Raw genomic sequence first — 18,181 nt, 5'->3', positions numbered from 1 at the left:
TGACGGACGGCGCCCGGGTACGGTGTGATCAACGGCGGCGACGGACCAGGACGAGGAGCGGATCATGCGGCCCGCAGAACCGGCATCGGCCGCCGCGCTCGGCGTGCGGCGGCGCGCCTGGGCGGGGCCTGCGGTGGCCGCGCCGATGCCGGCGGCCCGCGACGCGCGGGCGGGGCTGGCGCTCACCGACCGGCACCTACTGCGCGACGGGCGGCCGTGGGTCCCGGTCTCCGGCGAGCTGCACTACAGCCGGGTGCCGCGGGAGCGCTGGGCCGAGCGCCTCGAGCTGATGCGCTCGGGCGGGGTGACGGTCGTGTCGACGTACGTGCCGTGGATCCACCACGAGGCCGAACGGGGCGCCGTGCGTTTCGACGGGCGGCTCGACCTGGGGGCCTTCCTCGACGGCTGCCGGGCGGCGGGGCTCGAGGTCGTGCTGCGCATCGGGCCGTGGGTGCACGGTGAGCTGCGGGGCGGCGGCTTCCCGGACTGGGTGCGGGCGGCGCCGGTGGTGCACCGAAGCGACGATCCGGGCTACCTCGCGCTCGTGCGCGCCTGGTTCGGGCGGATCGGCGCGGCCGTCGGCGGGCGGAAGCTGCTCGCCGTCCAGCTCGAGAACGAGCTGCTCGACCGGCCCGGGCACCTGGTCACCCTCAAGGGGCTCGCCCGCGCGGCCGGGCTCGCGGCGCCGCTGTGGACGGCGACCGCCTGGGACGGCGCGGTGCTGCCGCCGCGCGAGGTCATGCCGGTGTACAGCGGCTACGCCGACGGCTTCTGGACCGACGCCGACGCGCCGTGGGACCCCGCGTTCCGGGCACACTTCTTCTTCTCCGACGCCTGGGACCCGCCCCGCCCGGCCGCCGCGCCGGGGCCGTTCCCGCCGGCCACGTGCGAGCTCGGCGGCGGGATGGCGACCGCGTACCACCGCCGGCCGCGCCCGAGCGGACGGGACGTGGCCGCGGTCGCGCTATGCAAGATCGGCAGCGGGTCGGTCTGGCAGGGGTTCTACATGTACGCCGGCGGCACCAACCCGCCCGGTCCCGGCGGCACGCAGGAGTCGCACGCCACCGGCTACCCCAACGACGTGCCCCGGCTCGGGTACGACTTCCACGCGCCGATCGGCGAGGCCGGCACGCTCTCGCCCGGCCACGCCGAGCTGCGCCGGCAGCACGCGTTCCTGGCCGCGTTCGGCGCCGACCTCGCGGCCGCGCCGGCGAGCCTGCCCGACGAGCGGCCGGACGGGGTCGAGGACGGCGCGACGCTGCGCTGGGCGGTGCGCGGGCCGTTCCTGTTCCTCGCCTGGCACCAGCCGCACGTGCCCCTCGCCCCCTATCGCGGCGCCCGCTTCGCCGTCGACGGCGCGCTGCTGCCCTCGCGGCCCGTCGACATCCCGCCCGGCACCCTCGCCGCCTGGCCGGTCGGGCTCGACGTGCACGGCGTGCGCCTGGACTGGGCGACCGCCTCCGCGCTCACCGTCCTGCCCGGGCCGGGCGGGCCGACGCTCGTGCTGTGCGCCGAGGAGGGCGTGCCGGTGGAGGTGGCGGCCGGGGGAGCGGTCCTCGCCGCCGAGCCGGGGCGGGCCCCGCTGCGGCTGCTCGACCGGCTCGACGTGCTGGTGCTGACGCCCCGCGACGCCGCGACCGCCTGGGTGTGCGACGGGCGGCTGCTGCTGTCCGCGGCCGACCTGCGGTGGGGAGCCGACAGGCGGGTCGTGGCGAGCGGGCCCGATGTGTACGTGTACGACCCGGCGCTGCGGGCGTTCCGGCGACTGGCGCTGCGCCCGGACGGCGACGGCGGGGCCGGCGAGGCCGAGGATGTCGAGGTCCGGTTGGTGCGGGCCGCGGGGGAGGTGCCGGCGCAGTACGGGCGGCGCGACGGCAGGCCGTCGGCGCCGTCGCCGGAGGTGTTCGACGAGCTGGCCGCCGTGTACGAGGTCGCGCTCCCGGCGTGGGCGGTTGCGCCGGATGCCGACGCGCTGCTGCACATCGACTGGGCCGGGGACGTCGCCGAGCTGCGCGTGGACGGCCGGGCCGCCACCGACCGGTTCTGGGACGGGTCGCGCTGGGTGGTGAGCCTCCGCGACGCCGGGTGCGCGCCGGGCTCGGCGGTGACGCTGCACGTGCTGCCGCTCGCGGCCGGCTCACCGGTGCACCTGCCGGCCGACGCCCGCCGGCGCGCCGATGCCGCGACCGGGCCGCTGCTGGCCGTCGACCGCGTCCTGGCGCAGTGGCGGCGGGCCTGGCGCGAGGTCGCATAGAGGCACATGGAACCGGCCGCCGGGGCCGCCGAGGCCCGCGGCCGCGACCGCGCCGGAATGGGTACGCTTGCCGCGTCCCTGCCGGTCGGGACCGAACTCCACGCGGCCCCGACCGGCGGGGACGCCTCAGTCGGTGACGGGTTCCTTGGCCGGCAGTCCGGTCAGGTGGCTGACCCGCCCGCCGGTCACGTGCAGCTCGTACGCGCTCTCCGCGTGCACCACCAGATCGAGCCCGGCCCGCTCGTCCTCGGCGCGCACCCGGAAGCCCACGAGCCGCTCGACACCCTTGGCCAGCAGCCAGGTGACCCCGAACGCGTAGCCGCCGACGACCACGGCCGCGAGCGCCTGCCGGCTGAGCAGGTCCACGCCGCCGCCGAAGAACAGGCCGCGCTGGCCGCCGGTGACCGCCGCGGTGGCGAGCAGGCCGATGAGCAGCGTGCCGAGCAGGCCGCCGACGCCGTGCACGCCGGCCACGTCGAGCGAGTCGTCGTAGCCGAGGCGGTACTTGAGCCCGACCGCGAAGGCGCACGCCACGCCGGCCAGGGCGCCGATCGCGAGCGCGCCGAGCGGGTTCACCGAGCCGCACGCCGGCGTGATCGCGACCAGCCCGGCCACCGCGCCGGACGCGGCGCCCAGCGTGGTCGGGTGCCCGTCGCGGAAGCGCTCGACGAGCAGCCAGCCGCAGACCGCGGCCGCGCCGGCGACCTGGGTGTTGAGGAACGCCATCGCGGCGCCGCCGCCGGCCGTCAGCGCCGAGCCGGCGTTGAAGCCGAACCAGCCGAACCACAGCAGGCCGGCGCCGAGCACCACCAGCGGCAGGCTGTGCGGGCGCATCGGGTCGGCCCGGAAGCCCAGCCGCGGTCCGAGCACGAGCGCGAGGGCCAGGCCCGAGGCGCCCGAGTTGATCTCGACGACCGTGCCGCCGGCGAGGTCGAGGATGTGCAGGTGGGTGGCGATCCAGCCGCCGCCGAAGACCCAGTGCGCGATCGGCACGTAGACGACGAGCACCCACAGCGCCACGAAGCCGATCCACGAACCGAACTTCGCCCGGTCGGCGATCGCGCCGCTGAGCAGTGCGGCGGTGATGACGGCGAACATCAGCTGGAAGGACGCGAAGGCCGCGGTCGGCACCGAGCCGGTCAGGTCCTGCAGCCCGACGCCGGCCATGCCGACGTGGCTCAGGTCGCCGATGAGGCCGCCGCCGGCGTCCGGGCCGAACGCGAGGCTGTACCCGGCGAGCACCCACACGACGGTGACCACGGCCAGGCAGGCGAAGGACATCATGAGCATGTTGAGCGCGCTCTTCACGCGGACCATGCCGCCGTAGAACAGCGCCAGGCCGGGCACCATGAGCAGCACCAGCGCGGCGCTGACGAGCAGCCACGCGGTGTCCCCGGCGCTGAACCCCTCCGGCATGCGTCCCCCTGTCGGTCCGTCGGCCACGTGGCCGTCCCTCGCGGCGATGGGCAAGCCTGACCGGCCGCGATTTCACCGGAGGTACCGGCGCGTTTCCGACTTGTTACGCACGACGCAGGCCGGTTACCGGCCGGACATCGGGGCACGTGGTGAGTCCGGCCGAATCGCGACACGCGGGAGGTATGCGACATGTGTGGAATCGCCGGCTGGGTCGACCTGCGCCGTGACCTGCTCGTCGAGAGCGCCGGGGCGCGGGCCATGACCGGCACGATGGTGCTGCGCGGCCCGGACGCGGAGGGCCTGTGGGTGCGCGAGCATGTGGCGTTCGGCCATCGGCGCCTGGCGATCATCGACCTCGCCGGCGGCGAGCAGCCGATGGTCGCCGACGACGACGGTCGCGAGATCGCCGCGCTGACCTACAGCGGGGAGCTGTACAACTACCGGGAGCTGCGCCGCGAGCTGATCTCGCGCGGTCACCGCTTCCGCACCGAGAGCGACACCGAGGTGGTGCTGCGGGCGTACGTCGAGTGGGGTGAGGACTTCGTCGACCGGCTCAACGGGATGTACGCCTTCGGGATCTGGGACGTGCGCCGCGAACGGCTGGTGCTGGTGCGCGACCGGATGGGGGTCAAGCCGCTGTTCTACTACACCGGCGAGCCCGGCTCGGTGCTCTTCGCCTCGGAGCCCAAGGCCATCTTCGCCCACCCCCTCGCCGAGGCCGTCGTGGACCTCGACGGGCTGCGGGAGCTCTTCGCCTTCGTCAAGACGCCCGGGCACGCGATCTACCGCGACCTGTACGAGGTCGTCCCCGGCGAGGTGGTGAGCGTCGACCGCGACGGGCTGCGCCGCCGGCAGTACTGGGCGCCCGGCTACGTCGAGCACCGCGACGACGTCGAGACCACCGTGCGCACCGTGCGCGGGCTGCTCGAGGACATCGTGGATCGCCAGACCGTCGCCGACGTGCCGATGTGTGCGCTGCTGTCCGGCGGGCTGGACTCCTCGGCGGTCACCGCCCTGGCGCACGCCGCGCTGATGCGCCGCCACGAGGGCCCGCTGCGCTCCTTCGCCGTGGACTTCGTCGGCCAGGCCGAGCACTTCCGGCCCGACGCGCTGCGGCCCACCCCGGACGCGCCGTTCGTGCACGACGTGGTCAAGCACGTCGGCGTGCACCACGAGGACATCGTGCTCGACGCGGCGTCGCTCATCGACCCGCTCGCCCGCACCGCCGTTGTGGCCGCGGCCGACCAGCCGCCGTTCGGCGGCGACATCTACACGTCGCTGTACCTGCTGTTCCGGGCGGTGCGCGAGTACTCGACGGTGGCCCTGTCCGGCGAGGCGGCCGACGAGGTGTTCGGCGGCTACCTGTGGTTCCACCAGCCGGAGGTGGTCCGGGCCGACACGTTCCCGTGGATGGTCGTCGGCGGTCCCGGCACCGGCGCCCTGGACCCCGGCCTGCTGTCGTCGCTGCGCCTTGCCGACTACCGGGCGGCGGCCTACCGCGAAGCCCTCGCCGAGGTCGAGCACGGCGACGACGCCGACCCGTACAACCGGCGCATGCGCGAGATCAGCTACCTGCACCTGACCCGCTTCGTGCGGATCCTGCTCGACCGCAAGGACCGCATGAGCATGGCGCACGGCCTCGAGGTGCGGGTGCCGTTCTGCGACCACCGGCTCGTCGAGTACGTCTACAACACGCCGTGGGCGATGAAGACCTTCGACGGGCGCGAGAAGAGCCTGCTGCGCGCGGCCGCCGCCGACGTGCTGCCCACCTCGGTCGTGGAGCGGACCAAGAGCCCCTACCCGGCGACGCAGGACCCGCAGTACGAACGCGTGCTGCGCGACACCCTCGCCCGGATCGCCGCCGACTCGCCGGCCGCGCCGCTGCTCGACCCGCGCCGGGTGTCCGAGCTCGTCGAGTCGCCCTACGAGAACGACGGCTTCGGCGAGGCCCGGCGCTCCATCGAGCAGGCGCTGAGCCTCGACACCTGGCTGCGCCACACACCCGCGCGCCTGGTCTAGCGCTGTCGCCCGAACAGCGGGTGAGGGCTAACCTTCACCCGCGGGGCGGCGCCGGCGAACCACGGCGCGTCGCGGATCGCGCGCATCGCGGCCCGCCGGCGCCCGGTGTCCATGCGATCGATGAACAGCACGCCGTCGAGGTGGTCGGTCTCGTGCTGCAGGCACCGGGCCAGCTCGCCGTCGCCGACCACCTGGACCGGGTCGCCGCGGTCGGTGTAGCCCTTCGCCACCACGTGCCGGCGGCGCACCGTGTCGAAGTAGAGGCCCGGCATCGACAGGCAGCCCTCCGGGCCGTCCTGCGTCTGCTCGTCCGGGAAGCTCAGCACCGGGTTGACCAGGTGCCCGGCGACGCCGTCGACGTGGAACACGAACGCGCGCAGGCCCACGCCGAGCTGCGGCGCGGCCAGCCCCGCGCCCTGCTCGGAGCGCAGCGTGTCGGTCAGGTCGCGCACCAGCCGGCGCAGCTGCGCGTCGAAGGTCGTCACCTCCTCCGCCGGGGTCGCCAGCACGGGGTCCCCGAACACGCGGACGGGAAGCACGGTCATCGCGTCCTCCTTGCAAAGCACTTTGCAAACCACCATACTTTGCAAAGTGATCGAGCAACAGTCCGCCGCCGCGCTGGGACACCCCGTCCGGGCCGCCCTGCTGGAGCTGCTGCGCGCCCGCGGCACGGTGACCTCCACCGAGGCGGCCCGCGAGCTCGGCGGCTCGTCCGGGCTGCACTCGTTCCACCTGCGGCAGCTGGCGCGCTACGGCCTGGTCGAGGAGGCGCCGGCGCGCGGCCGTGCGAAGCCGTGGCGGCTGACCGGCGCGGAGCCGCCCGCCGAGCCGGGTGCACCGGACCTCGACGCGCTCGCCCGGGGCCTGGAGGACGAGAGCTACCAGCGCTGGCTCGCCATGCGTGACGCCGCACCCGCGCGGTGGCGGCGTGACGACGCGTTCAGCCAGGTCGTGTACCTCACGCCGAAGGAGATGGCCGAGCTGGCCGGCGCCGTGCGGGCACTCATCGCCGGCTTCCAGCACCGTGCGGACCGGCCCGGCACCGGCCCGGTCGCCGCCGTTGCCCGGTTCTTCCCGCTGATCGGTCCCGACCAGCACGGCTAGCAGCGGGGCAGCGGGCGCGCGATCAATCCGTCACAATCATCGATGGATGGGGGAGGGCCCGACATGACGCGACCGGACTGGGCGCCGGACGAGGTGGACATCGACGTGCCCAACGCCGCCCGGATGTACGACTACTCGCTCGGCGGGTTCCACAACTTCGCGGTCGACCGCGAGATGGTCGAGCGCATCGTCGCGATGGCGCCGGATGCCCGCCAGATCGCCGTGGCCAACCGCGCGTTCCTCGGCCGGCTGGTGCGCCGGCTGGTGTCGGACGGGGTGCGCCAGTTCCTCGACGTCGGCTCCGGGATCCCCGCCCTGGCCAGCACGCACGAGGTGGCGCAGCAGGCCGACCCGGGCGCCCGGGTCGTCTACGTCGACGTCGACCCGGTCGCGGTGGCGCACGGCCGCGCGATCCTGGCCGGCAACCCGCGCGCCGAGGCCGTGCTCGGCGACGCCCGCCGCCCGCACGACATCCTGCGCGACACCGCGGTGACCGGGCTGATCGACCTCGCCGAGCCGGTCGCGGTGCTGCTCATCGCGGTGCTGCACTTCGTGCCGGACGCCGACGACCCGCCCGGGATCGTGCGCCGCTTCCGCGATGCGGTCGCACCGGGCAGCGTGATCGCGATCTCGCACGGCTCGCCACCGCCGCGGCGCGAGCGCGACGCCGAGGCGGTCACCGGGGTCTATCAGCGCACCTCGACGCCGCTGCACCTGCGTAGCGCGGCGCAGATCGCCGGCCTGCTCGACGGCCTCGACCTGCTCGAGCCGGGCGTCGTGCCGGTCACCGGCTGGCATCCCGACCCGCAGGACGCCGAGACCGAGCCCCGCCCCGAGGTCCTCGCCGCCGTCGGCCGCAAGCCCGCCACCCGGTAGGAGGCGTTCGGGCGCTCAGCGGCGGATGCCCTCCATGAGGGCGCACTGCAGGCGGTTGGTCGCCTCGACGTCGGGCGGCGAGCACGTCGGCGTAGCGCCGCCGCGCCGGCCTTCAGTGTGAGCCGCGCGCCACGCGGTCGCCGCTGGCGCCGAGCAGGAAGTCCTGGTCGGCGCCGGTGTTCGCCTGCTGCACCGTGTCGACGTAGAGCCGCTCCCAGCCCCGGCTCGGCCGGGCCAGCGCGGCCAGGAACTCCGGCGACGGCTCCCGCGCGTCGAGGTCCGCGTCCACGTGCAGGGTGCGGGCCTCGATGTCGAGGGTGACCAGGTCACCGGTGCGCACCCGGGCGAGCGGGCCGCCGGCGGCGGCCTCCGGCGCGACGTGCAGGACCACGGTGCCGTAGGCGGTGCCGCTCATCCGCCCGTCGCAGACCCGCACCATGTCGCGCACGCCCTGCGCCAGCAGCTTGGCCGGCAGCGGCATGTTCGACACCTCGGGCATGCCCGGGTACCCCTTCGGGCCGCACCCGCGCAGCACGAGCACCGAGTCGGCGGTCACGTCCAGGTCCGGGTCGTCGAGGCGGGCGTGCAGGTCCTCGACGGAGTCGAAGACGACGGCCGGGCCGCGGTGGCGCAGCAGGTGCGCGGACGCGGCGGCCGGTTTGATGACGGCGCCGTCGGGCGCCAGGTTGCCGCGCAGCACGGCGATGCCCGCGCGCGGCTGCAGCGGCATCTCGCGGGGGCGGATCACCTCGCGGTCGTAGACGGCCGCGGCGTCGAGGTGCTCGGCGAGCGGCCGGCCCGTGACCGTCGGCGCCAGCGGGTCGAGCAGGTCGCGCACCTCGGCGAGGACGGCGTGCAGGCCGCCGGCGCGGTGCAGGTCCTCCATGAGGTACCGCCCGGCGGGCTGCAGGTCGACCAGCAGCGGCACGTCGGCGCCGATGCGGTCGAAGTCGTCGAGGCTCAGCTCGATCCCGGCCCGGCCGGCGATCGCCAGCAGGTGCACGACGGCGTTGGTGGAGCCGCCGAGCGCGGCCAGGGCGACGATCGCGTTGCGGAACGAGCCCGGGCCGAGCACCGTGCTCGGCCGTCGGCCCGCGTCGACCAGCTCGACGGCGAGGGCGCCGGTGGCGTGCGCGGCCTCCAGCAGCCGGCTGTCGGCGGCCGGGATGCCGGCAACGCCCGGCAGGGTCATGCCGAGCGCCTCGGCGAGCAGGCCCATCGTCGAGGCGGTGCCCATCGTGTTGCAGTGCCCGCGGCTGCGGATCATCGAGGACTCGGAGCGGGCGAAGTCGGCGGCGCTGAGCGTGCCGGCCCGCACCTCCTCCGACAGCTTCCACACGTCGGTGCCGCAGCCGAGCGGCACGCCGCGGAACGTGCCGGTGAGCATCGGCCCGCCGGGCACGACCACGGCCGGCAGGTCGACCGAGCAGGCGGCCATGAGCAGCGCCGGGATGGTCTTGTCGCAGCCGCCAAGCAGCACCACGCCGTCGATCGGGTTGGCCCGCAGCATCTCCTCGGTGGCCATCGCCGCCATGTTGCGCCACAGCATCGCCGTCGGGCGCACCTGCGTCTCGCCGAGCGACACCACCGGCAGGTCCAGCGGGATGCCGCCGGCCTCGTACACGCCGTTGGCCACGCTGCGCGCCACCTCGCCGAGGTGCGCGTTGCAGGGGGTCAGGTCGGAGGCGCTGTTGGCGATCGCGATGTGCGGCCGGCCCTCGAACGCATCCGACGGCAGGCCCCGGCGCATCCAGGCGCGGTGGATGTAGCTGTTGCGGTCGTCGCCCGCATACCACTGCGCGCTGCGTCGCGGTGCCATCGCGCCTCCTCGAGGACGGGTTCCGACACCGTACCGCCGGGCCGCCGGTCGATCTACCATCCGGACATGACACCTCCGGCGCGGTACACCGCCCGACCGGCCGCCGCCGGCGTGCACGCTCTCGGCGAGGGACCGGTCTGGGACCCGGCCCGCGAGCGGCTGCTCTGGGTCGACATCGTCGCCCACGCCGTGCACGAGGGCCGCCTCGACACCGCGACCGGCGCGATCGCCCGCACCGCGACCACCACCTTCGACACCACCGTCGGCGCAGTCGCCGTCGCCGCGGGCGGCGACCTGCTCGTCGCCGAGCGGCAGACCCTGACCCGGGTCGGCACCGGCGGCGAGCGCACCCCGGTCGCCCGGGTCCTGCCGGAGAGCCGGGCCAGCCGCCTCAACGACGGCGCCGTCGACCCGGCCGGGCGCTTCCTCGTCGGCAGCCTCGCGCAGGACCGCCGCCGCGGCGGGGAGATCCTCGCCCGCCTCGACGCCGGCGGCGTCACCGTGCTGGACCGCGACCTGGACCTGTCCAACGGCCTCGCCTGGAGCCCGGCCGGCGACCTGATGTACAGCGTCGACACCATCCCCGGCCTCGTCCGCGTCCGCGACTACGACCCGGACACCGGCGCCGTCGGCGAGCGGCGCGACTGGCTCGAGATCGGCGACGGCCACCCCGACGGCATGTGCGCCGACGCCGAGGGCAACCTGTGGATCGCCGTCTGGGGCGGCTCGCGGGTCGAGTGCCGCGGCCCCGACGGCGAGCTGCTCGCCGTCGTCGACGTCGATGCGCCGCACACCTCCAGCGTCGCCTTCGCCGGGCCGGACCTCGACGTCCTCGTCATCACCACCGCCACCCGCGACCTGTCGCCGGCCGACCTGGCCCGCCATCCGGACTCCGGCCGGCTGTTCACCGCCCGGGTCGGCGTCGCCGGGCTGCCCGTCGCCTACTGGGACCCGGCGTGCGCGCCCTCGTCCTGACCGGCCCGGGCCGGGCCGAGGTCCGCGAGGTGCCCGAGCCCGCGCCCGCCGCCGGGCAGGTCGTCGTCGACGTCGAGCGGGCCGGGATCTGCGGCACCGACGTCGAGCTGTTCACCGGCGAGCTGTCCTACCTGCAGACCGGGGTCACGGCGTACCCGGTGCGGCCGGGACACGAATGGTGCGGCGTCGTCACCGCCGTCGCGCCCGACGTCGACCGGGCGTGGCTGGGCCGGCGGGTCACCGGCGACACGATGGTCGGCTGCGGCGCCTGCCCGCGCTGCCGGGCCGGGCGTCACCACGTCTGCGCCGACCGGCACGAGATCGGCATCGTGGGCGCGCTGCCCGGCGCCCTCGCCGAGCGGGTCGCGGTGCCCGCCCGGGCCCTGCACGCGCTGCCGCCGGCCGCCGACGCCGCGCTCGGCGCCCTCGTCGAGCCCGGCGGCAACGCCCTGCGCTGCGTCGAGGCCGCCGCCCTGGCGCCCGGCGAGCGGCTGCTGGTGCTCGGCACCGGCACCATCGGGCTGCTCGCCGCCCTCTTCGCCCGCGCGCGGGGCGCCGAGGTGCACCTGCTCGGGCTGCAGCAGGAGCAGCTGTACCTCGCCCGCACGCTCGGCCTCCAGCACGCCTGGACCCGCGAGACCCTGCCGGAGCGCCCCTGGGACGCGGTCGTCGACGCCACCAATGACCCGGCGATGCCCGCCCTCGCCGCGCGGCTCGTCGAGCCGGGGCGCCGCATCGTCTTGATCGGCCTGTCCGGCACCCCGAGCGGCGTCGACACCCGCGAGATCGCCCTCAAGGACGTCACCGCCGTCGGCATCCTCGGCGCCTCGGCCGGGCTGCCCGGCGCGATCGCCGCCTACGCCGACGGCTCCGTCGACCCGCGCCCCCTGGTCGCCGCCACCATCGGCCTCGCCGACGTCGCCGGCGCCCTCGCCGGTGAACGCCCGCCCGGCGCCGGCCCCGGGCCGAAGCTGCTCGTCGACCCCCGCGTGTGAGTCTTGCCCGCCGCGGCGCGGGCTGCCGATAATGCGCCGATGACCACCGTGCTGGCGATCGACCAGGGCACTTCCGGCACGAAGGCGGTCGTGGTCGACGGCGACGGGCGGGTGCGTGGCCTCGCCGAGCGCCCGGTGCACCCCGAGTACCTGCCCGGCGGCGGGGTCGAGCAGGACCCGGCCGAGCTGCTCGGCTCGGTGCTCGGCGCCGGCCGCGCCGCGGTCGCGCAGGCCGGGGTGCCCGTCGACGTGGTCACGCTCGCCAACCAGGGCGAGACCGTCCTCGCCTGGGACCCCGGCGACGGGCGGCCGTTGTCGAGCCTCGTCGTGTGGCAGGACCGGCGCGCGCAGGCGCTCTGCGACGGCCTCGACGCGCACCGCGACCTCTTCGCCGAGCGCACCGGCCTGGTGCTCGACCCGTACTTCTCGGCGCCGAAGCTCGCGTGGCTGCGCCGCAACGTCACCGGCGACGGGGTCGTCACCACCTCCGACAGCTGGCTCGTGCACCACCTCACCGGTGCCTTCGTCACCGACGCCAGCACCGCGAGCCGCTCCCTCGTCGCGGGCCTCGACACCGGCGCCTGGGACCCGCGGCTGCTCGAACTGTTCGGCCTCGGCGGCGAGCCGCTGCCGCGGATCGTGGCCTGCGACGAGATCGTGGGCTCCACCCGCGCGTTCGGCGCCGCCGCGGCCGTCGGCGGGCTCGTCGTCGACCAGCAGGCGGCACTGGCCGGCGAGGGCTGCCTGCGCCCCGGCGAGGCCAAGTGCACGTTCGGCACCGGCGCCTTCCTGCTCGCCAACACCGGCACCGCCGCCGCGCGCTCGGCCGCCGGGCTGTCCACCTCCGTCGCGTGGCGGCTGCGCGAGCGGACCAGCTACTGCCTCGACGGCCAGGTGTACACGGCCGCCTCCGCGGTGCGCTGGATGGAGAACCTCGGCTGGATCCGCGGCGCCGCCGACCTCGACGAGGTCGCCGACCCCGGCGGCGTCGGCGGCGTCCTCGCCGTGCCCGCCCTCGCCGGCCTCGGCGCGCCCCGGTGGCGGCCGGACGCGCGGGCGCTGCTGTCCGGCATGACCCTGGCCACCACGACCGGGCACCTCGTCGCCGCCGTCCTGCAGGGCATCGCCGCGCAGGTCGCCGAGCTCGGCGCGGCCGCCGAGCGCGACCTCGGCGCGCCCCTGACCCGGCTGCGCGTCGACGGCGGCCTCACCCGCTGCCGGACCCTCATGCAGGCCGTGGCCGACCTGATGCAGGTCCCGATCGAGGTGTACCCCTCGGAGCACGCCACCGCCCTCGGCGCCGTCGCGCTCGCCCGCGTCGCCGCCGACACCGGGCTGAGCCTCGCCGACGCCGTCGTCGGCTGGGCGCCCGGCCCCGTCTACGAGCCGGCCTGGCCGGCCGACCGGGCCACGGAGTTCCGCGCCCGCTGGTCGGCCGCCGCGGGGACGGCCTGACATGAGCGGGACCTTCGACGTGGCGGTGGTCGGCGCCGGGCTGGTCGGGTCGGCGATCGCGCGGGCGCTGTCGGGCCACCGGCTGTCGGTGGCGCTCGTCGAGGGCCGCGACGACGTCGGCGACGGCACCAGCAAGGCCAACACCGCGATCCTGCACACCGGCTTCGACGCCACGCCCGGCACGCTCGAGTCGCGGCTGGTGCGGCGCGGATACGAGCTGCTGTCACGCTACGCCGCGGACACCGGCATCCCGGTCGAGCGCGTCGGCGCCATCCTGGTCGCGTGGGACGACGAGCAACTGTCGGCGCTGCCCGGGCTGCTGGACAAGGCGGGGCGCAACGGCTACGAGCAGGCCTCGATCGTCGATTCTTCGCAGGTGTACCGCATGATGCCCCACATCGGCCCCGGCGCGCTCGGCGGCCTGGTCGTGCCCGGCGAGGCCGTCACGTGCACGTGGAGCACCAACCTGGCCCTCGCCACCGACGCGGTGCGCCGCGGCGCCGCGCTGCTGCTCGGCCGCCGGGTCGAGCGGGTCACCGCCGGCGCGGACGCGACCGTGCTGCACACCAGCGGCGGCGACGTGCGCGCCAGGTGGGTCGTCAACGCGGCCGGGCTCGGCGGCGACGTCCTCGACCGGCTGTTCGGCTACGAACGGTTCGCACTCACCCCGCGCCGCGGCGAGCTCATCGTCTTCGACAAGCAGGCCCGGCCGCTCGCCGGGCACATCCTGCTGCCCGTGCCCACCGCCCGCGGCAAGGGCGTGCTCATCAGCCCCACCGTCTACGGCAACGTGATGCTCGGCCCGACCGCCGAGGACCTGACCGACCGTGTCGACACCGCCACGTCCGAGGACGGGCTGGCGGGCCTGCTCGCGCAGGGCCGGCGGCTCTGCCCGGCGCTGCTGGACGAGGAGGTCACCGCCACCTACGCGGGGCTGCGCGCCGCCGCCGACCGCTCCGACTACCTCATCGAGGCCGACGCCGCACGGCGCTACCTGCTGGCCGGCGGCATCCGCTCCACCGGGCTGTCCGCCTGCCTGGCCATCGCCGAGCACGCCGAAGGGCTGCTGCGCGATGCCGGGCTGACGCTGGAGCCGCGCGCCGACCTGCCCGATCCGCCCCGGATGCCGAACCTCGGCGAGGCGTTCCCGCGGCCGTATCAGGACGCGGCGCTGATCGCGGCCGACCCGCAGTACGGCCGCATCGTCTGCTTCTGCGAGCGCGTCACCGCCGGCGAGATCCGCGACGCCCTCGCCACCCCGATCCCGCCGGCAACCCTGGAGGGCCTGCGCCGGCGGACCCGTGCCATGAACGGCCGGTGCCAGGGCTTCTACTGCGGCGCCGAGGTCGCGGCCCGCTTCGCCGCAGGGGGTGGCGCGTGACGCGGCCGGACGTCGTCATCGTCGGCGCCGGGCCGGCCGGGCTGCGCGCGGCCGCGGACCTGGCCGGTGCCGCCGAGGTGCTCGTGCTGGAGCGCGAGGCCGAGGCGGGCGGCATACCCCGGCACAGCGACCACACCGGCTACGGCGTGCGCGACCTGCGCCGCGTGCTCACCGGCCCGAAGTACGCGCGGCTCCTGCGCGAGCGGGCCGAGGCGGCGGGCGCCACCATCCTCACCGGCGCGACCGTGACCGGCTGGGCGGGGGAGCGCGCCCTGGAGGTCACGGCGCCGTCGGGCCGCATCACCGTCGAGGCCCGCGCCGTTGTGCTGGCGACCGGCGCCCGCGAGCGGCCGCGCCCGGCTCGGCTCATCCCCGGCGACCGGCCGTCCGGGGTGTTCACCACCGGGCAGCTGCAGCAGATCGTCCACGGTGGACAGCCGGGCGTGGGGGAGCGGGCGGTGGTGGTCGGGGGCGAGGCGGTGAGCTGGTCGGCGGTCCTCACGCTGCGCCACGCCGGGTGCCGGACCGTGCTGATGACGACCGAGTACCCGCGGCCGGACGCGTACCTGCTCTTCCATGGGCTCGGGCGGATCGCATTGCGTACGCGGGTCGCGACCCGCACGCGCGTGACCCGGATCGTGGGCCGCGGGCGGGTCGAGGCGGTCGAGGTGGAGGACCTTCGGACGGGGCGGCGGCGGACGGTCGGGTGCGACACCGTTGTCCTCACCGGTGACTGGATCCCCGACAACGAACTCGCCCGTGCGGCCGGGCTGCCGATCGACCCGGCCAGCCGCAGCCCCCTCGTCGACACCGCGCTGCGCACCCCGCGGCCCGGCGTGTTCGCGGCCGGCAACCTCGTGCACCCGGTCGACACCGCGGACGTCGCCGCGCTCGACGGCGCCGCGGTGGCCGGACACGTCCGCGCCTACCTCGACGGGCAGCCGTCTCCCGGCGAGGCGTTGCCGTTGCGGGCCGAGGCGCCCTTCCGGTGGGTGTCGCCGCAGCTGCTGCGGCCGGGCGATCCCGCGCCGGCCGGCGGCGGGCGACTGCTGCTGTGGAGCGACGAGCACGTCGCGGTGCCGTGCGTGGTGGTGCGCCAGGACGGCCGCACCGTCGCCGAACGCCGGCTGTGGTGGCCGGCCGCACCGGGCCGCGTGTTCCGTGTGCCGTCGGGCGTTCTGGACGGCGTGGACGCCACGGGCGGCCCGGTGACGATCGGGATCAGGCGGTGACGGGGGCCCAGGGGAGCGGGTCGCCCGCGTACTTCGCGGCGCGGACGTCGCCGGAGCGCGCGTGGCCCTCGAACAGCTCGACGCGGGCCGCGCGGCCGCACAGGCGGCCGAGCTCGGCGCTGGCCTCCGTCGAGGTCACCTCCTGGTAGGTGACGGTCTTGAGGTACTTGCCGACCCAGAGACCGCCCGTGTGCCGCGCCGCGCCCCGTGTCGGCAGGGTGTGGTTGGTACCGATGACCTTGTCGCCGTAGGAGACGCAGGTGCCCTCGCCCAGGAACAGGGCGCCGTAGTCGTGCATGAGGTCCAGTGCGCGGCGCGGTTCGGCGGTGAGGACCTGGACGTGCTCGCTGGCGAAGCCGTCGGCGACCGCAAACGCCTCCTGCGTCGTCTCGGTGACGATGACCTGGCCGTGGTCGCGCCAGGCCGGGCCGGCGTAGTCGGCGGTCGGCATGCCGGGCAGCAGCGCCTCCACGTGGGCCAGGGCCTCGCGGGCGACCCGCTCGGAGGAGCAGACGAGCACGGCGGGGGAGTCCGGGCCGTGCTCGGCCTGGCTGAGCAGGTCGACGGCGACGACGAACGGGTCGGCGGTGTCGTCGGCCACGATCAGGATCTCCGTCGGGCCGGCGAACAGGTCGATGCCGACCCGCCCGAAGAGCTGCCGCTTCGCCTCGGCGACGTAGTCGTTGCCCGGCCCGGCGAGCAGGTCGACCGCCGCGATGCTGGCCGTGCCGACCGCCATCGCGGCGACCGCCTGGACCCCGCCGAGCAGGTAGATCTCGTCGGCGCCGGCCAGGGACATCGCGGCGACGGTCGCCGCCGGGATCTCGCCGCGGATCGGCGGCGTGCACGCGGCCACCCGGGGCACGCCGGCCACCTTCGCCGTCACGACCGTCATGTGGGCGGAGGCGACGAGCGGGTAGCGGCCGCCGGGCACGTAGGCGCCGGCCGCGGAGACCGGGATGGAGCGCTGCCCGAGGTACACCCCGGGCATGGTCTCCACCTCGAAGTCGTGCAGCGACTCGAGCTGGCGCCGGGCGAAGTAGCCGACGTTGCGCTGCACGGTGCGGATGTCGTCGAGGACCTGCGCGTCGACGCCGGCGACGATGCGCTCGACGTCCTCTTCGGACAGCCGGAAGCTCGGCGGGGACCAGTGGTCGAAGCGCTCGGAGTACTCCCGCACCGCCTCGTCGCCGCGCTCCTGCACGTCGGCGATGACGGCCGCGACGGTCGCGGCGACGGCGGGATCGGTGCGGTGCCGTTCGACGGCCACGGCCGGGGCCTTGAGCTGCACGGGCATGTCAGTCTCCCAGGGTCGGGCGCAGCCCGGCGAGCACCTCGCGGGCCGCCTCCAGGGTGGCGTCGATCTCCTGCTCGGTGTGCGCGCCGCTGACGTGGTTGCGCTTGAGCGCCATCGGCAGCATCAGGAAGCCGCGCTCGGTCATGCCGCGGTGGAAGGCGACGTAGGCGGCGTCGTTGTTGCGCATCAGGTCGCGGTAGCCCAGCACCGGCGCCTTGGCGAAGTACAGCGCGAACACGCCGCCGAAGCCGGCGACGGTCGCCTCGATGCCCAGCTCCGCGGCGATGGCGGCGAGGCCGTCGCGCATCCGGGCGCCCAGCGCGTGGGTGCGGGTGTAGAAGTCCGGGTTGGCCTGCAGGTGGCCGATCGTGGCGAGCGCGGCGGCGCACCCGACCGGGTTGCCGTTGAACGTGCCGGCGAGCAGCACGTCGCCGGTGCGGCCGTTGAAGCGCTCCATGAGCTCGCGCCGCCCGGCCACGCCGCCGATCGGGAAGCCGTTGGCCATGCCCTTGCCGAACGTGGTCAGGTCCGGCGTGACGCCGACGACCTGCTGGTAGCCGCCGAGTGCGTGCCGGAAGCCGGTGATGACCTCGTCGAAGATGAGCACGGCGCCGCGCTCGCGGGTCAGCGCCCGCAGCCCCTCGACGAACTCCTGGGTGGGCAGCAGCGCGCCGACGTTGTGCGGGATCGGCTCCAGGATGACCGCGGCGACGCGCTCCGGGTGGCGGTCGAAGAGCTCGGCGACGGAGCCGAGGTCGTTGAACTCGGCGATGAGCGTGGCGTCGATCGCCTGGGCGAGGATGCCCTCGGAGAGCGGGTCGCGGCCGTAGGCCTTGTCCGGTGCGGAGATGACGTTGCGGGCGACGGCGTCGTGCCAGCCGTGGAAGCCGCCCTGGAACTTGACGATGAGCTCGCGGCCGGTCGCGGCGCGGGCCAGGCGGATCGCCTGCGCGGTCGCCTCCGAGCCGCTCATCGTGGCGATCATCGACTCGGCCGACGGGATGATGTCCACGATCCGCTCGGCGAGCTCGACCTCGGGCTCGGTGACGCCGATGCCGACGAGGTCGAGCCCGCCGAGGGCGGCCCGGACGGCGTCGTTGACGACCGGGGCGTTGTGGCCGAGCAGGATGGCGCCGAAGGCGGCGTGGTAGTCGAGGTAGCGGCGGCCGTCGGCGTCGGTGACGTACGCGCCGTCGGCGCCGGTGAAGGCGTAGGGCTCCCCGATGTACCGCGTTGAGGAGTTGACACCGCCGGGGATGACTCGGGCGGCCCGCTCCGCGATCGCCTGTCCGCGTGGGGCCTCGCGCCGTTGTGCAGATGGCATGCCGGGGACGCTAGAACACACCGCCGCAACATGG

14 protein-coding genes are annotated in these 18,181 nt (G+C 75.6%); 9 read left to right on the top strand and 5 right to left on the bottom strand.

Annotated elements, in window-relative coordinates:
• Positions 1 to 64: 64 nt before the first annotated feature.
• Positions 65 to 2,254: a beta-galactosidase gene (locus tag ABD901_RS16410; protein ID WP_345127647.1), complete on the top strand. Its 2,190-nt coding sequence runs from the start codon at positions 65 to 67 to the stop codon at positions 2,252 to 2,254.
• A gap of 126 nt (positions 2,255 to 2,380) precedes the next feature.
• On the opposite strand, the gene ABD901_RS16405 is transcribed toward ABD901_RS16410, so the two are convergent.
• Positions 2,381 to 3,670 (bottom strand): ammonium transporter, encoded by a 1,290-nt coding sequence (locus ABD901_RS16405; protein ID WP_345127644.1) that lies wholly within the window; start codon positions 3,668 to 3,670, stop codon positions 2,381 to 2,383.
• A 189-nt stretch (positions 3,671 to 3,859) separates the two neighbouring features.
• Here ABD901_RS16405 and asnB point away from each other — a divergent pair, with 189 nt between their 5' ends.
• Positions 3,860 to 5,689, top strand: a complete 1,830-nt coding sequence (gene asnB, locus ABD901_RS16400) for an asparagine synthase (glutamine-hydrolyzing) (RefSeq protein ID WP_345127642.1) — start codon at positions 3,860 to 3,862, stop codon at positions 5,687 to 5,689.
• On the opposite strand, the gene def is transcribed toward asnB, so the two are convergent.
• On the bottom strand, positions 5,686 to 6,234 hold the full coding sequence (gene def / locus ABD901_RS16395) for a peptide deformylase (protein WP_345127639.1): 549 nt from the start codon (positions 6,232 to 6,234) through the stop codon (positions 5,686 to 5,688). The two genes, asnB and def, sit on opposite strands and share 4 nt — an antisense overlap.
• 46 nt (positions 6,235 to 6,280) lie before the next feature.
• On the opposite strand from def, the gene ABD901_RS16390 reads away from it, so the two are divergent.
• Positions 6,281 to 6,793, top strand: a complete 513-nt coding sequence (locus ABD901_RS16390; RefSeq protein ID WP_345127636.1) for a helix-turn-helix domain-containing protein — start codon at positions 6,281 to 6,283, stop codon at positions 6,791 to 6,793.
• A 63-nt stretch (positions 6,794 to 6,856) separates the two neighbouring features.
• Complete coding sequence (locus tag ABD901_RS16385) at positions 6,857 to 7,669, top strand: SAM-dependent methyltransferase (RefSeq protein WP_345127633.1); 813 nt, start codon at positions 6,857 to 6,859, stop codon at positions 7,667 to 7,669.
• 112 nt (positions 7,670 to 7,781) lie between these two features.
• Here the strand turns inward: ABD901_RS16385 and ABD901_RS16380 are convergent, their stop codons facing one another.
• Positions 7,782 to 9,488, bottom strand: coding sequence for an IlvD/Edd family dehydratase (locus tag ABD901_RS16380; protein WP_345127631.1), 1,707 nt, complete (start codon positions 9,486 to 9,488; stop codon positions 7,782 to 7,784).
• Between the two features lie 66 nt (positions 9,489 to 9,554).
• Between ABD901_RS16380 and ABD901_RS16375 the strand changes: the two genes are divergently transcribed.
• From ABD901_RS16375 to ABD901_RS16355, 5 genes are read left to right on the top strand one after another with little or no spacing between them, the layout of a single operon-like run.
• Positions 9,555 to 10,463, top strand: coding sequence for an SMP-30/gluconolactonase/LRE family protein (locus ABD901_RS16375; protein WP_345127626.1), 909 nt, complete (start codon positions 9,555 to 9,557; stop codon positions 10,461 to 10,463).
• Positions 10,445 to 11,458, top strand: a complete 1,014-nt coding sequence (locus ABD901_RS16370; RefSeq protein WP_345127623.1) for a zinc-dependent alcohol dehydrogenase — start codon at positions 10,445 to 10,447, stop codon at positions 11,456 to 11,458. The genes ABD901_RS16375 and ABD901_RS16370 overlap by 19 nt, the downstream gene beginning before the upstream one ends.
• A 39-nt stretch (positions 11,459 to 11,497) precedes the next feature.
• Positions 11,498 to 12,913: an FGGY family carbohydrate kinase gene (locus ABD901_RS16365; protein WP_345127620.1), complete on the top strand. Its 1,416-nt coding sequence runs from the start codon at positions 11,498 to 11,500 to the stop codon at positions 12,911 to 12,913.
• 1 nt (position 12,914) lies between these two features.
• Positions 12,915 to 14,294, top strand: a complete 1,380-nt coding sequence (locus ABD901_RS16360; RefSeq protein WP_345127618.1) for an NAD(P)/FAD-dependent oxidoreductase — start codon at positions 12,915 to 12,917, stop codon at positions 14,292 to 14,294.
• Complete coding sequence (locus tag ABD901_RS16355) at positions 14,291 to 15,526, top strand: NAD(P)/FAD-dependent oxidoreductase (RefSeq protein WP_345127615.1); 1,236 nt, start codon at positions 14,291 to 14,293, stop codon at positions 15,524 to 15,526. Before ABD901_RS16360 ends, ABD901_RS16355 begins: the two co-directional genes overlap by 4 nt.
• Here ABD901_RS16355 and hisD read toward each other — a convergent pair.
• On the bottom strand, positions 15,516 to 16,823 hold the full coding sequence (gene hisD / locus ABD901_RS16350) for a histidinol dehydrogenase (RefSeq protein ID WP_345127611.1): 1,308 nt from the start codon (positions 16,821 to 16,823) through the stop codon (positions 15,516 to 15,518). The genes ABD901_RS16355 and hisD overlap by 11 nt on opposite strands.
• Before the next feature lies 1 nt (position 16,824).
• Complete coding sequence (locus ABD901_RS16345) at positions 16,825 to 18,147, bottom strand: aspartate aminotransferase family protein (RefSeq protein WP_345127609.1); 1,323 nt, start codon at positions 18,145 to 18,147, stop codon at positions 16,825 to 16,827.
• Positions 18,148 to 18,181: the final 34 nt, after the last annotated feature.

The sequence above is a fragment of the Dactylosporangium darangshiense genome (assembly GCF_039537565.1).
In the GTDB taxonomy this organism is placed as follows: Bacteria; Actinomycetota; Actinomycetes; order Mycobacteriales; family Micromonosporaceae; genus Dactylosporangium; species Dactylosporangium darangshiense.
Note: the sequence above shows the minus strand (reverse complement) of the source record. Positions and strands in the feature narration are given on the sequence as shown.

Bases quoted from the DNA above. Each gene is read 5' to 3' on its own strand.
- ABD901_RS16410 (WP_345127647.1), top strand. From the start codon at position 65: ATGCGGCCCGCAGAACCGGCATCGGCCGCCGCGCTCGGCGTGCGGCGG.
- ABD901_RS16405 (WP_345127644.1), bottom strand. From the start codon at position 3,670: ATGCCGGAGGGGTTCAGCGCCGGGGACACCGCGTGGCTGCTCGTCAGC.
- asnB (WP_345127642.1), top strand. From the start codon at position 3,860: ATGTGTGGAATCGCCGGCTGGGTCGACCTGCGCCGTGACCTGCTCGTC.
- def (WP_345127639.1), bottom strand. From the start codon at position 6,234: ATGACCGTGCTTCCCGTCCGCGTGTTCGGGGACCCCGTGCTGGCGACC.
- ABD901_RS16385 (WP_345127633.1), top strand. From the start codon at position 6,857: ATGACGCGACCGGACTGGGCGCCGGACGAGGTGGACATCGACGTGCCC.
- ABD901_RS16380 (WP_345127631.1), bottom strand. From the start codon at position 9,488: ATGGCACCGCGACGCAGCGCGCAGTGGTATGCGGGCGACGACCGCAAC.
- ABD901_RS16375 (WP_345127626.1), top strand. From the start codon at position 9,555: ATGACACCTCCGGCGCGGTACACCGCCCGACCGGCCGCCGCCGGCGTG.
- ABD901_RS16365 (WP_345127620.1), top strand. From the start codon at position 11,498: ATGACCACCGTGCTGGCGATCGACCAGGGCACTTCCGGCACGAAGGCG.
- ABD901_RS16360 (WP_345127618.1), top strand. From the start codon at position 12,915: ATGAGCGGGACCTTCGACGTGGCGGTGGTCGGCGCCGGGCTGGTCGGG.
- hisD (WP_345127611.1), bottom strand. From the start codon at position 16,823: ATGCCCGTGCAGCTCAAGGCCCCGGCCGTGGCCGTCGAACGGCACCGC.
- ABD901_RS16345 (WP_345127609.1), bottom strand. From the start codon at position 18,147: ATGCCATCTGCACAACGGCGCGAGGCCCCACGCGGACAGGCGATCGCG.